Consider the following 12,742-nt stretch of genomic DNA (forward strand, 5'->3'; position numbering starts at 1 on the left):
CGGGAGTCACAAAAACCTTGCGATCATGCATGCGTTTTGCAGTGACGTCGGCCGAATAACTGCTGGGCTTGCTCGCAACATACCGTTAACAATAAGACGGATTTGTAACGCCGCTATGCAAGTATGCGAGCCGCTTGCCGCGCGTCCGCCGCGGTTTCCCGGCGGCGGCGGGCTTCGTCCAGCAAATAGATCTGGTAATCGTCCAGGTCGCCGTTGAAATCTGTCATGCCGCCGCGCGATACCAGCCAGAATTCGTCGCATACCGAGCGCAGCAGGGCACGGTCGTGGCTGACCAGCATTACCGAGCCTTCGAATTCGTTCAACGCCACGCTCAAGGCTTCGCGGGTTGCCAGATCCAGGTGATTGGTTGGCTCATCGAGCAGCAGTAGATTGGGACGCTGCCAGACGATCATGCACAACACCAGGCGAGCTTTTTCGCCGCCGCTCATGCTGCCGACAGATTGTTTCACCATATCGCCGCTGAAATTGAAAGTGCCCAGAAAGTTTCGCAATCCCTGTTCGCGGCAGTCCATGGCACTGGGGCGTACGCCGGCCGGCGTGTCCCGCACCAGGCGGAGCATATGATCGAGCGGATTGTCGCCCGGCCGCAAGACATCGAGCTCCTGCTGCGAAAAATAGCCGATATTCAAGCCCTTGCCGGTAATGATTTCGCCTGCGATGGGTCGTAGCGCGCCGGCTATGGTTTTCACCAGCGTCGACTTGCCCTGGCCGTTGGCCCCCAAGATACCTATCCGCTGCCCGGCCAATACCGACCGGTTGATGTTGCGCACGATCACGGTGGAGGGCGTGCCCGCCGGTGCCGCCCCGGAAGGCGGATAGCCGAAGCTCGCACCGGTCATCGACAACATGGGGTTGGGCAGGTTGAATGGTTCTTTGAACTCAAACTGGAACTCGGCATCGGCCAGCATCGGCGCAATCTTCTCCATGCGCTCCAGTGCCTTGACGCGGCTCTGTGCCTGCTTGGCCTTGCTGGCTTTTGCCTTGAAGCGATCGATGAATTTTTGCAGATGCGCAACCTTTTCCTGCTGCTTCACCTGAGCGGCCTGCTGCAATACCATTTGTTCGGCGCGCATGTCTTCGAATTTGCTGTAGTTGCCACCGTAGCGCACCAGCTTGCCGTGATCGATATGCAATGTGACGCCGGTTACGGCATCGAGAAATTCCCGGTCGTGGCTGATCACCACCATGGTGCCGGCATAGTTCTTCAGCCAGGCTTCCAGCCATACCAGTGCGTCCAGATCCAGGTGGTTGGTCGGCTCATCAAGCAGCAGCAAATCAGATGGGCACATCAGCGCGCGAGCCAGCTGCAGCCGCATGCGCCAGCCTCCGGAGAAGCTGTTCACGGGCTTATCGAGTTCGGCCACACTGAAACCCAGCCCCAGGATCAATGCCTGTGCCCGGGCCGGCGCATCGTACATGCCGGCATCGTACAAAGCCGTATAGGCGTGTGCCATCTGCATGCCGTCGTCGCTGGCTTCCGCCGCGGCTACTTCGGCTTGCGCGGCAAGCAAAAGCGTGTCGCCGTCAACCACAAAATCCGTGGCGCTTTGCGTGGTTTCAGGCATGTCCTGCGCCACTTGCGCCATGCGCCATTGCGCGGGAACGGAAAACTCGCCGCCGTCTTCGTGCAGCGTGCCGTTGAGAACGGCAAATAGCGACGATTTTCCCGCGCCATTGCGGCCGACCAGGCCCACTTTTTCGCCGGGGTTGAGCGTGACGGAGGCACCGTCGAGCAATACTTTGCTGCCGCGACGCAGGGTCACGTTCTTAAGAGTGATCATTGGGGAGTGCCTTTACTCGTAATGTGTTCCGAGCAGGACAATAAGAAACCATGCAAGAGGGCAGGGATTGTAGCACCAGGCTGCCTCTTGATCCGGTGGCCCAGGGCTGGAGCTTCGGGCAAAGAAAAACCCCAAGAGCCAAGAGGGCTTGGGGTTTGGTCTTCCGGGGCCAGGGACTCCCCGCGTGTGACCCTGGTGACCGGACTCAGTTGCTGAGTATGATTTGCGTGATGATGCCTGTGGCGATGGCTGCCAGTACAAAATCGCTGCCGGTCTGGACCCAATAATAGCCGCGGGGCGGGGGGCTCAAGTGGTGGCCGCGCCAGTCATCGATGACGTATTGCCTGCTGCGGTATTCCGAAGGAAGGCGTCCACCCCTGTAAAAATTGTGCCCGGGCCCGGCTCCGCGACCATGGTGGATCTCGTGCCCGCGTACCGGAGCCCTGCGGGGGGGAGGAGCATGGCGCTCGTCATGGCCGTGTCCTCGATCCTGGACGCCATGCGGGGGTGGCATATTGTGCCCTTTATCGTTGCGATGGTCGTAATTCTGGGCGAAAGCGGAACCACCCATCGTCACACATACTGCCACGAAGGCAGAGCCAAGCATTTTGCTATTCATATATAAGCTCCTGTTGCGGCATTGCAATCGGAGAGGGGCGATGATGCGTCGACAATCCTGCTTCGGTGTCAGCGCATTGGCTCTTTCCACTTGCCTGCCTGGAACCCATTTAAGCATCAAAGATGTTTCAAACCAATGGCTGTCGGACGGTCAGGGTTACAAAACATATCCCGGTTATTTTGCACTGGAAATTCAGTGTTGGACTTCAACCCTTGGCGGATGCGAGGGCGGCCAAATCGGTGTCTTGGGAATCACGGTATTTTTGATAATAATTCCACACGCGGCCGATAAACAGGCCGGCTACCAGGCCGGAAATGCCTGCGTCGAAAAAAACATACAGGCTTGATTGCGCAGCGGCCGGGTCGATGGCCGACTGATACCCAAGCACATATTTTGCGGCAAAAATCGCCAGGATGAGGACCAGCGTAAATGGGCTGCCGGGCAGTTCGATCAGCCCGCGGGATTTGTTGGCGCGTATGGCCACGCCGCGCGCCGCCAAACCACCCAGGTAGCAGCCGACGATAATCGCCACTATCCAGGTGCCTGTGCTAAACGCGGTGAATCGCAGTGTCGTCAGCAGGCCAGCCAGGCCCCATATCGTGAAAACCAGCGGAATGATCAGCAGGCGCCAAAACTGCATGACAGTCGTTTTTGTTGCCTTGATTCCCCGGATGATCAAATAAACCAGCAAAACCCACACCCAGGCTGGGGTGCCGCTTACTATGTTTGTAATGGCACCCATGAGTGCGTCTCCTATTTTGTATTTCGGCTACTTTATAGCGAAATACAATTGGATACAAGGAGCGTCAACGATAGCGGTAATGCCGGTCATTTCTGTAATAGCCGCGATCATACCGCTGCTGGACAAAGCGTTCGTCGACGCGCCGGTCGTAGCTGCGATAACGGCCACGATCGCGATGCCCGCGGCCTTCGGTAAGCACATTGCCCAGCAGTCCGCCCGCAGCGGCTCCGCCCAGTGTCAGCACGGGGTCCCCGTCGGACAGCATGGCGCCGGCCACCGCGCCCAGTCCGACGCCCAGCAAGGTATTGGTGGTCCTGCGGTCGGAAGCCAGCGCCGTACTCGATAAAGCAAGCACCAGCAGGCCGGAAACGGCGAAGCTGGCAAGATAGCGTTGTGTGTTCATGGTGAAGCTCCAGTAAATGGCAGAGACAGGCTCAGCGTACGAGTACGATTGAGCGCATGCAAGCGTTTGAGGCGGTTTTGCAGCGCATTGAAATAGAAATCGGCCAGGTGCAGAAGCTTGTTACGTTTTTGTGTCTGTTTGGTGCCATGAAAAGACTGGCGGGGCCGTCATCCGGGGCGGAACCGGTATTTGCGGATAACCGCAGAATTGAACAATGGCGGAATTCATTGCCGTCCAGAAAGACTCTGTAACCAAACAGGCAATGTGAATCTGTGGCGCTTGCTAGAATTGGCTGGCGGTGCCAAACCGCTTTATCCAACTACAGAGGGGTTCAGTCTATGTCTATTTTCAGTAGCATTCTCGCCAAAATTTTTCCTGCGGGACATCCGGCTAACAGCACTGCGGATGCAACACCTGCCGATACCTCCGATAGTTCGGCAACACAGGCCAGCGAAGCGGTAGACGTGGATGCGATTCTTAGCGACATGCAATCGAAAAACTCCGAAAAGCTGAATTGGAAAACATCGATAGTTGACCTTCTCAAACTTCTGGGCCTCGATAGCAGCCTTGCCGCCCGCAAACAACTTGCGGCCGAACTGAGCTATACAGGGAGTACAGACGATTCGGCCTCCATGAATATCTGGCTTCACAAAGAAGTGATGCGCAAGTTCGGCGAGAACGGCGGCAAAGTTCCCGACGATTTAAAAGGCTAAGCGCCAGTTAAGTGAGGGGCGGGATTTTACCTGCTCCTCGCTCCTTTCCGCCGGCCTTGGGCGGGCCACGTTGGATGCTTATGCCTCACCCATGGTGACGGTCGGCGACCGATTATTAGTAGATTATCGATATATACCCAAGATTGGTTAAACTTGGCGGCTACCTTCCTTAATGACCCGGCCAAGCTGCACCCTCCATGTCTTCTTCACACGAAATCCGTCCCGAGCAGTCCATTGAGTTATTGAAGGCTCTGCACATCCTTACGCGCGACGGCAAGATGAATCAGGACAGTCGGCGCAAGCTCAAGCAGGTCTATCATCTTTTCCAGTTCATCGAGCCGCTGCTCAAAGACTTGAAGCAGGATCGCGACGGTATCACGCTGGTGGATCATGGCGCCGGCAAATCCTACCTGGGATTCATTCTGTACGACCTGTTCTTCAAGCAGTTGAAAGACCAGTCGCACTTGTACGGCATCGAAACACGGGAAGAACTGGTCAGGAGTGCCGCCGACCTGGCGCAGCGACTGGGGTTTCCGGGCATGTCCTTCCTGAATCTGTCGGTTGCCGACTCCATCGCATCGGATCGCTTGCCGGCGCGGGTAGACATGGTCACGGCATTGCATGCCTGCAATACAGCGACCGACGACGCCATACGATTTGCCCTGTACAAACAGGCCAGGTATATCGTTGTCGTGCCCTGTTGTCAGGCGGAAGTGGCCACCGTGTTGCGCAGCAAAAAATCCCTGTCGCTGGGAGCTGGGGCTTTGGCGGAAATGTGGCGCCATCCCTTGCATACGCGCGAATTCGGCAGTCAGGCCACGAACGTGTTACGTAGCCTGCAACTGGAAGCTCACGGCTATCAAGTCACCGTGACCGAACTGGTGGGCTGGGAACATTCGATGAAAAACGAACTGATCATTGCTTCGTATAAAAACCTGCCGCGCCGCAAAGCCACCGAACGGCTCGACAATCTGCTGAATATGTTGGGCCTGGAAGAAATGCGCGACCGGTTTTTTGCGCCGGAAGCTTAATTTCCGGCCATGTCGATCGCGCGCAAACCTTCCGTGGTATTGCGGGCGGCTTCCCACGTGTATGGCAAAAATTCTTTGCGAGGCCGAGGTGTCTGCTAAACCATCGTATGGGTGTAGCCCGCTTTGTCGACTTCATAGCAGGAGCACGATGCTTTGTTGAGGCCATCGAGATCAAGAATTGTAATATTCCCACGGCTATAACTGATCAGTTTTTGATTTTGTAGCGAAGTGGCCGCTTTGGTCACGCCGACCCGGCGCACCCCCAGCATATAGGCCAGAAATTCGTGAGTAATGTGGAACGTGTTCGAGTGAGCCCGGTCTTGCGTCATGAGTAGCCAGCGAGCAAGACGCTGCTCGACAACATGAAAGCGGGTGCAGGCGGCTGTTTGCGCAAGCTGACCGAGGATCACATAAAGATAGCGTTTCAGGCGTTGTTGCAGCGCCGCGCTGAGTTCCAGTTCGCGGCGAAATGACACTGCGCTCATGCGTAACGCGGATCCCGAGCCCTGCACCAGCGCATGTAGCGGCGAGACGTTCACTCCCAATAACAGGGAGATGCCGAGCATGCCCTCGTCACCGACCAAGCCCACCTCCAGGCTCGCACGGCCATCAATCGGCGCAACCAGTGAAATAAAGCTGTTCTTCGGGAAGTAAATATGGCGAATGCGCTCTCCTGGCTCGGCAAGAATCTCGGCAAGTGCGAGTTCTACAGGTTCGCAATGCGCGAGAAATTGGTCGCGGTCTTTGCGCGGCAACCCTGCAATCAAACGATTGGCGCCTGAAGTAGGTGTAAGCAATGGCATGAGAGGCTCCAGGTATTGATAAATACGGCAAATCGCGCATGCAAAGGGGAGAATGTGCTGGTTAATGAGATTGATTAACCTTGCCAGGTTCACTGTAGTCTGCGGCATTAATCCGCGCTTGTCTGGACGCTAACGCACTAAGCCCGCCGCCATGGTGCCTTGCGGAGCATCAGGAAGCCGTTGTCTTCGGAAGCAGACGGTCACACTCCGTTTTAACCACGGCATAGCATTCGCAGGCCCGCGCCTCCAGGCCCGGCCGGTCGAGCACCGTGATGTGGCCACGGCGATATTCGATCAGGCCCACTCTTTGCAGGTTTCCGGCCGCTTCAGTAACACCTTCGCGGCGCACCCCAAGCATATTGGCGATGAGCTCCTGTGTCATGACCAGTTCGTTGGACTGCAAGCGGTCTAGGCTCAGCAGCAACCAGCGGCAGAGCTGCTGATCCAGTGAATGATGACGATTGCACACTGCCGTCTGCGCCATCTGCGTCAACAAGGACTGGGTATAACGCAGCAATAGATGCTGCATTGGGCCGTTTCGATAGAACTCGTCCTTCAGCTGTTGTCCTTTTAGCTGATAAGCCTGGCCGGCGCTTTGCACGACAGCTCGGCTAGGAGTGGTCTCGCCGCCCATGAAGAGAGAGACGCCAACGATTCCCTCTTTGCCTACCACGGCAATTTCGGCCGATGCGCCGTTTTCCATGACGTACAGCAGAGAAACTATTGACGAGGTGGGGAAATAGACGGAGCGCATCTGCACGCCCGATTCGTAAAGCACATCGCCAAGCAGCATTGAAATGGGTTCCAGGCTGGGCAACAAGCGTTGGTAGTCATCTGCCGGCAATGCCGCGAGAAGGTGGTTTTGACGAGGGTCGTCGGGAGCAGGCATGAGCAATTCCTCAATCAATCACTAAGATCGCATAGCGCGATTGGCATGCTTCAATCAATGGCCTGAAGTGTTCCGATTATAAGGCGCTTCTCCTTTCTATGTATTTAAGCGCACATAACCGTATTCACATGTATCTACCTTCCCTCTTGATTTCCGATGCCTCCCGATAGAGAGGCTCCTGTCTGCGTAGCCAATTCCATCGATTCCGTGCATTGAGTTTTGGCGTAGGCTGTGTCTAGCGGGCCGGAACGATGACTGTGGTGCCGCCACCACTGGTAACACCTCCTCGAGCGCCGGTACTTCCCCGCGCGCCTGTCCTACCCGTCGCGCCTGTATCGCCGGTGTATCCCGGCGCCCCCTGTCCGCCCGTGGCTCCGGTATCGCCAGTGGCGCCTGTATAGCCTGTGTTGCCCGTATTGCCTGTCATGCCTTGCGGACCGGCGGGCCCGGTGCAGGCGCTCAAGGTAAGTGCCGCCAGAGCGGCAAGAGCTAGATTTGAATATTTCATGATGATTCATCCTATTTGAATTACGAGAACCACGCACGTTATTGTGAGCAATCCCTACAGATGCGATCCTTAACCAATGAAAATAATTGGCGGCGGCGGATCAGACCATCGCCATTGCGAAAGCGGATTGACGGTCGACTGGCAACCTCCGCCAGGGAGGCATGATTTCGGCGCGTTACCGTTCCCGATAAGACTATGGGTATTTCTTCGTCATGTCTGTACGCTGTCGCTCATACATGCTCAACCTGGTGAGCGACTTCGTACGATAACGCACAGACGGCATACCGCTGTGTGTTCATTCTTGTCGGGACGGCCGGCGCCTGTTCTGTATAAGGTGCCGGTTTATTGCACGAACAGTTAATCAGGAGAGTGAAATGAACAGAGATCAAGTCAAAGGCCGTGTGGGACAAGTGGAAGGCCAGGTTAAGGAAACGACCGGCAAGGTTGTCGGCAAAAACGACCTTCAAGAAAAGGGCAAGTTGCAGAAAGACATTGGAAAAATCCGTTCGGGTTTTGGCGACCTCAAGGAGGACCTGAAGAACAAGCGCTAGATTACCTACCGGCGGGAGATGGGCATGGGCTACAAAAATCCGGATGCGGGTGCAGCGAGATTTATGGGGGCGGATGCGAATATTGTCAGCATCGGCGCTGTTCATGACACCAGCCTGATGGGGGCTCGGTACCTGGTCGGCAGCGCTGTCCAGAGTCATAAGGGCGAAGACCTGGGCGAAATCAAGGAGGTCATGCTGGACATATGCACGGGCCAGGTGGGCTATGCGGTGCTATGCTTTGGCGGCGGCTTCCTTGGCATGGGAAAGAAGCTCTTCGCGGTGCCTTGGGATGCGCTGATGTTTGATGCGCGCAGTGGGTTCGTCGTGCTGCAGGTGGATAAAGACCGTCTTAGGCGCGCGTCCGGGTTTGATAAAGATAGTTGGCCCAGCAGAGTGGACGATTCGTACTGGTGGCAGGGAATCCAATCTTACTATCGGCATAGTTCCTAGTGCTGCGCGGGTAGCAAACAGTAGGGCTGCCATTGCCTCTTCGACAACCGGCCCCATTGCCATTTAACCAAAGAGAACAAACCATGGACCAAGCCGCACAACCCAAGAGCGAGCCGGAAGAAATACGGCTTTCGCGCTGGTGGATACGCTCGGTATTGATTGTGATGGTGCTCGGCTTTGCCGGGTTGTTGGCTATAACGACGCTGGCCTATCGCAACGCGCCTCCTATTCCTGCCCAAACGGTGGATGAGGCCGGCGCCGTAGTGTTCACCGGCCGGGACATCAGCGACGGCCAGGCCATATTCCTGCGTTATGGACTGATGGACAACGGCACCATCTGGGGCCATGGCGCTTATCTTGGTCCGGACTATTCAGCCGAGGCCTTGCATCGCATCGGTCAAGATACCGCTGCCGCCCTGGCCCAACAACGGTACGGCAAGCCCGTTGCCTCATTGACTCCCGAGCAGGCCGCTGCAGTTGGCGGCGAAGTCGCGGTGACCCTGAAGACCAATCGTTTTGACGCTGCCAGCAATACACTGCATCTGACACGCGCCGAAACCATTGCTTATCGCCAGCAGATAAACTACTGGACAAATTATTTTCGCGACCCGACTCGTAATGGCGGATTGAAGCCCGATCTGATCACCGATCCCATCGAACTACATCAACTCACGGCCTTCATTACCTGGGCTGCCTGGGCATCGGTTGCCAATCGTCCCGGCGCCAATTACTCCTACACCAATAATTTTCCGTACGATCCCAGTGTCGGCAACCTGGCCGTGCCAGGCGCTTTACTATGGAGTGCCCTGAGCCTGGTGGTCCTGCTTATTGGCATCGGCGTGGTGTTGTTGGCCTTTGGCAAGTTCGACTACCTGGGCTGGATCACCCGAGGCCACCGCGTGCACCCGCAAGTCATTCCCGGACAGGCCAGCCCGGGGCAGCGCGCACTGGTAAAGTTTTTCGTGGTGGTGGCGTTGCTGTTCTTGATGCAGACTCTGATTGGTGGCGGTGTGGCGCATTTCCGGGCCGACCCGGGTAGCTTCTACGGTTTTCAGCTGGAGAAAATATTCCCCAGCAATCTGCTGCGTACCTGGCATCTGCAAACCGCTATTTTCTGGATCGCCACGGCCTATGTGGCGGCGGCCTTGTTTTTAGCCCGCTCGCTGCGCGCCGATGAGCCCGGCTGGCTGGCGCCGGCCACCCACGCACTGTTTGCCGCTTTCGCCTTGGTGATTGGCGCGAGCCTGCTGGGTGAATGGGCTGGCATGTCGGGCTGGTTTGGCGATTGGTGGTTCTGGTTTGGCAACCAGGGCTGGGAGTACCTGGAAATTGGTCGCTTCTGGCAATACCTGCTGGTGGCGGGCCTGCTGGCCTGGTTTGCAATGCTGTGGTGGCTGGCGCGGCCGCGTGCGGTGGCCAACCCCAATGCCCGGCCTTTGGCGCGACTGTTTTTGTATGCGGCGCTGGCCATCCCGGTGTTTTATATTCCCGCCTTGTTTTTCGGAGCCAAAACCAACTTCACCGTGGTCGATACCTGGCGCTTCTGGATTATCCATTTATGGGTGGAGGGTTTTTTTGAGTTCTTCGCCACAACAGTGGTTGCCCTGACATTTTTCCAGCTTGGCCTGACTCGTCGCAATACGGCGCTGCGGGTCATTTATCTTGACGCCATCCTGTATTTTCTTGGGGGGCTGATCGGCACGGGCCATCATTGGTATTTTACCGGGCACAGCCAATTCAATATGGCCATGTCCGCCTTGTTCTCGGTGCTGGAAGTGGTTCCGCTAACTTTGCTGACCTTGGATGCCTGGGATTTTGTAAAGACCACCCGTGGAGATTGCGACGAGTGCGGCAAACCCGTAGCGGTTCCTCACAAATGGACGTTTTATTTCCTGATGGCCGTGGGTTTCTGGAATTTCCTTGGCGCCGGGGTATTCGGTTTTCTGCTTAACCTGCCTATCGTCAGCTATTACGAAGTGGGCACCATCCTTACCCCCAACCATGGCCATGCCGCCATGATGGGCGTGTTCGGCATGCTGGCCATTGCGCTGATGGTGTTCGTGCTGCGCCAGACAACAGATGATACTCATTGGCCAGATATCGAAAAATACATCAAGGTCGCGTTCTGGGGCACTAATATTGGTTTGTTGATGATGATTGCGCTGAGCCTGTTTCCGGGCGGCGTGCTGCAGGTGTGGGATGTTGTCCAGCACGGCTACTGGCATGCCCGCAGCCTGGCCTACACGGGCACCGATACCTCGCGTCTGATCGAATGGCTGCGTCTTCCGGGCGACCTGGTGTTCATCATTTTTGGCGCCTTGCCCTTGACCATCGCCGCGATCAAGAGCTACTTCAGCCTGCGCGTCACGGCACAGTCCTGAATCGCACGCCAGCCATTCAGGACTGTTACGGAACGGTAATTGGTGGAGAAGAGGAGGATCGAACTCCCGACCTCTGCATTGCGAACGCAGCGCTCTCCCAGCTGAGCTACTTCCCCGTGGGAACGATATTCTAGCAAATTGATGCCGTTCGTGGTGAGCGGCATCGAATTTTTTGCCAGACCTTATGTTTCAGTGTCGCGTACACGGTTGGGCAAGAGTTCATTATGCTTGGCCAAAACCGGGTAGGCGGCGGCGCCGACCAGATACGAGTTGATGGTTTTCACGTCGCGCAGGATTTCAAGGTAAAACGAGCCGAGCTCTGCGGAATCGACCTGGCCGGATTTGATTTTTTCGAGCTGGCGCTCGGCGGCGGCGGATTCAATGGCGCGAAACTGATCTTTCTCGAGCGCCAGGTAGCGGGCGCTTTTCAGGTCTTCGGCGACAAACAGGGCGGCGGTCTGGCGCTGGTTGCGCAGCAGCCTGTCCAGGATATTGCTGAGTTCTTCGCGTTGTTCGGGTTTGAGCACCCAGCCTTTCTTGCGCAAGGTGGTGGTGTGTCCGAGCAGGCCGGTCGTGGTGACGCTGGCGGCGTGAGAGATGTTCGACGAGAAAGTCAGAACCTCGTCAAGGCGGCGATGGTCGTCGACGCTCATGCTTTCCTGATCGAGCGTGGCCAGGTAGGTGGTGATGAGGTTGTCCAGATGGCCGATTGCATTGTTGATATCGCGGGCCGGGCCGATGCGGTGGCGGTTGTCGCGGCGAAAACCGGCGCGGGATATGTTCAGCAGGGTTTGCAACATGTCCGACAGGCGCAGCGCTTCGCGTGCGGCATTGCCCAACGCCACGGCTGGCACTTCATGCGCGGATTCGTCCAGGTACAGGGGTTTGCTGGGATCGTTCGGATCTATGCGCTTGGGGAGCCATCTTATAAGCAAACGCGTATAGGGTTTGAGCAGGGGCAGGAAAATCGCGGCTGCCACGACGTTGAACAGGGTATGGAAATTGGCGACACTGCGGGCCGGGTCTTGGGACAGATGGCCCATGAGGGCTGGAATCCAGGGCAGCAGGATAAGCGCTATGAGGCAGGCGCCGATGCGCAGACCCAGATTGCCCAAAGGCAGGCGTCGGGTGGCCGGGTCGCTGCTGGTTACGCCTTCGAGCAGGGGATTGACCGAGGTTCCCAGGTTGGCGCCCAGCACCAGGGCGTACGCGACGGGCGGGGTGACCAGCCCGTGGCTGGCCAAAGACATGATCAGCACCACCACGGCAACGCTTGAATGCGAGGCCCAGGCCAGCAATGCGGCAAGCGCCAGGGCGAGCACCGGTTGGGTGGCCAGGGCGTTGAGGAGGATCTCGAGCAGGTAGGAGTGCTGGATGGGCGCAAAAAGCGTAACGAGCTCGTGCAGGGCCAGCAAGAGCAGCCCCAGGCCAATGAAAACGCGGCCCAGGTCGCGCCGGCGACCGGGCAGATAGCGCCTGAACAGCCAGACGCCGGCCAGTATGAAAATAGGGGCAAGCGCGGTCAGGTTGAATGACAGGAGCTGGACGATCAGGGTCGTGCCGACGTTGGCGCCCAGCATGGCGGCCAGGGCCGGAGTCAGTGCCACCAGGCCTCCCGCGGCAAAACCGGTGATCATCAGGCCGGTGGCCGTGCTGCTTTGCAGGGCCGCGGTGATGCCCAGGCCTGCCGCGAAGGCGCGCAGGCGTGTGCCCAGGGCGTGGCCCAACATGGCATCGAGTGCGGCCCCAAAGGCCCGCTGTACGCCGCTTTGCACCATGTGCACACCCCAAAGCAAGAGGGCGACATAGCCCCCGAAATTAAGGAGTGCAAAAACTTCGTTCATAGGCTT

General features: G+C 57.3%; 13 protein-coding genes and 1 tRNA gene. 5 read left to right on the forward strand and 9 right to left on the reverse strand.

The window, feature by feature from the left end; translation table 11 throughout:
- Nucleotides 1-113: 113 nt before the first annotated feature.
- From ACYVIS_RS03040 to ACYVIS_RS03055, 4 genes are all read right to left on the reverse strand, one after another.
- On the reverse strand, nt 114-1,802 hold the full coding sequence (locus tag ACYVIS_RS03040) for an ABC-F family ATP-binding cassette domain-containing protein (RefSeq protein ID WP_232744266.1): 1,689 nt from the start codon (nt 1,800-1,802) through the stop codon (nt 114-116).
- A gap of 205 nt (nt 1,803-2,007) precedes the next feature.
- Nucleotides 2,008-2,421: an RcnB family protein gene (locus ACYVIS_RS03045; protein ID WP_232744265.1), complete on the reverse strand. Its 414-nt coding sequence runs from the start codon at nt 2,419-2,421 to the stop codon at nt 2,008-2,010.
- A gap of 205 nt (nt 2,422-2,626) precedes the next feature.
- Complete coding sequence (locus ACYVIS_RS03050) at nt 2,627-3,163, reverse strand: DUF6622 family protein (protein ID WP_232744264.1); 537 nt, start codon at nt 3,161-3,163, stop codon at nt 2,627-2,629.
- 64 nt (nt 3,164-3,227) lie between these two features.
- Complete coding sequence (locus tag ACYVIS_RS03055; RefSeq protein ID WP_232744263.1) at nt 3,228-3,566, reverse strand: hypothetical protein; 339 nt, start codon at nt 3,564-3,566, stop codon at nt 3,228-3,230.
- 338 nt (nt 3,567-3,904) lie between these two features.
- Between ACYVIS_RS03055 and ACYVIS_RS03060 the strand changes: the two genes are divergently transcribed.
- A complete protein-coding gene (locus ACYVIS_RS03060; protein WP_232744262.1) occupies nt 3,905-4,279 on the forward strand; it encodes a DUF3597 domain-containing protein in 375 nt (124 codons plus the stop codon).
- Between the two features lie 197 nt (nt 4,280-4,476).
- The gene (locus ACYVIS_RS03065) at nt 4,477-5,310 is read left to right on the forward strand and encodes a class I SAM-dependent methyltransferase (protein ID WP_232744261.1); all 834 of its coding nucleotides are present in this window, start codon (nt 4,477-4,479) and stop codon (nt 5,308-5,310) included.
- Between the two features lie 95 nt (nt 5,311-5,405).
- On the opposite strand, the gene ACYVIS_RS03070 is transcribed toward ACYVIS_RS03065, so the two are convergent.
- The 3 genes from ACYVIS_RS03070 to ACYVIS_RS03080 form a co-directional block, all read right to left on the reverse strand.
- Complete coding sequence (locus ACYVIS_RS03070) at nt 5,406-6,113, reverse strand: Crp/Fnr family transcriptional regulator (RefSeq protein WP_232744260.1); 708 nt, start codon at nt 6,111-6,113, stop codon at nt 5,406-5,408.
- Between the two features lie 169 nt (nt 6,114-6,282).
- Complete coding sequence (locus ACYVIS_RS03075; RefSeq protein WP_232744259.1) at nt 6,283-7,002, reverse strand: Crp/Fnr family transcriptional regulator; 720 nt, start codon at nt 7,000-7,002, stop codon at nt 6,283-6,285.
- Between the two features lie 235 nt (nt 7,003-7,237).
- Nucleotides 7,238-7,510, reverse strand: coding sequence for a collagen-like protein (locus ACYVIS_RS03080; RefSeq protein WP_232744258.1), 273 nt, complete (start codon nt 7,508-7,510; stop codon nt 7,238-7,240).
- A gap of 374 nt (nt 7,511-7,884) precedes the next feature.
- Here ACYVIS_RS03080 and ACYVIS_RS03085 point away from each other — a divergent pair, with 374 nt between their 5' ends.
- The 3 genes from ACYVIS_RS03085 (at nt 7,885) to ACYVIS_RS03095 (ending at nt 10,892) form a co-directional block, all read left to right on the forward strand.
- Nucleotides 7,885-8,061, forward strand: coding sequence for a CsbD family protein (locus ACYVIS_RS03085; protein WP_232744257.1), 177 nt, complete (start codon nt 7,885-7,887; stop codon nt 8,059-8,061).
- A 24-nt stretch (nt 8,062-8,085) separates the two neighbouring features.
- Nucleotides 8,086-8,511 (forward strand): PRC-barrel domain-containing protein, encoded by a 426-nt coding sequence (locus tag ACYVIS_RS03090; protein WP_232744256.1) that lies wholly within the window; start codon nt 8,086-8,088, stop codon nt 8,509-8,511.
- Nucleotides 8,512-8,594: 83 nt separating this feature from the next.
- Nucleotides 8,595-10,892 carry a nitric-oxide reductase large subunit gene (locus ACYVIS_RS03095; protein WP_232744255.1) on the forward strand — a complete coding sequence of 766 codons (2,298 nt, stop codon included), beginning with the start codon at nt 8,595-8,597 and terminating at the stop codon, nt 10,890-10,892.
- A gap of 40 nt (nt 10,893-10,932) precedes the next feature.
- On the opposite strand, the gene ACYVIS_RS03100 is transcribed toward ACYVIS_RS03095, so the two are convergent.
- Nucleotides 10,933-11,008, reverse strand: a tRNA-Ala gene (locus tag ACYVIS_RS03100).
- Between the two features lie 66 nt (nt 11,009-11,074).
- Nucleotides 11,075-12,736, reverse strand: a complete 1,662-nt coding sequence (locus ACYVIS_RS03105; protein WP_232744254.1) for a Na/Pi cotransporter family protein — start codon at nt 12,734-12,736, stop codon at nt 11,075-11,077.
- Nucleotides 12,737-12,742 lie beyond the last annotated feature (6 nt).

This window comes from Paralcaligenes ginsengisoli (assembly GCF_054781135.1).

Coding starts and splice junctions, on each gene's coding strand:
- ACYVIS_RS03040 (WP_232744266.1), bottom strand. CDS start 1,802: ATGATCACTCTTAAGAACGTGACCCTGCGTCGCGGCAGCAAAGTATTG.
- ACYVIS_RS03045 (WP_232744265.1), bottom strand. CDS start 2,421: ATGAATAGCAAAATGCTTGGCTCTGCCTTCGTGGCAGTATGTGTGACG.
- ACYVIS_RS03050 (WP_232744264.1), bottom strand. CDS start 3,163: ATGGGTGCCATTACAAACATAGTAAGCGGCACCCCAGCCTGGGTGTGG.
- ACYVIS_RS03055 (WP_232744263.1), bottom strand. CDS start 3,566: ATGAACACACAACGCTATCTTGCCAGCTTCGCCGTTTCCGGCCTGCTG.
- ACYVIS_RS03060 (WP_232744262.1), top strand. CDS start 3,905: ATGTCTATTTTCAGTAGCATTCTCGCCAAAATTTTTCCTGCGGGACAT.
- ACYVIS_RS03065 (WP_232744261.1), top strand. CDS start 4,477: ATGTCTTCTTCACACGAAATCCGTCCCGAGCAGTCCATTGAGTTATTG.
- ACYVIS_RS03070 (WP_232744260.1), bottom strand. CDS start 6,113: ATGCCATTGCTTACACCTACTTCAGGCGCCAATCGTTTGATTGCAGGG.
- ACYVIS_RS03075 (WP_232744259.1), bottom strand. CDS start 7,002: ATGCCTGCTCCCGACGACCCTCGTCAAAACCACCTTCTCGCGGCATTG.
- ACYVIS_RS03080 (WP_232744258.1), bottom strand. CDS start 7,510: ATGAAATATTCAAATCTAGCTCTTGCCGCTCTGGCGGCACTTACCTTG.
- ACYVIS_RS03085 (WP_232744257.1), top strand. CDS start 7,885: ATGAACAGAGATCAAGTCAAAGGCCGTGTGGGACAAGTGGAAGGCCAG.
- ACYVIS_RS03090 (WP_232744256.1), top strand. CDS start 8,086: ATGGGCTACAAAAATCCGGATGCGGGTGCAGCGAGATTTATGGGGGCG.
- ACYVIS_RS03095 (WP_232744255.1), top strand. CDS start 8,595: ATGGACCAAGCCGCACAACCCAAGAGCGAGCCGGAAGAAATACGGCTT.
- ACYVIS_RS03105 (WP_232744254.1), bottom strand. CDS start 12,736: ATGAACGAAGTTTTTGCACTCCTTAATTTCGGGGGCTATGTCGCCCTC.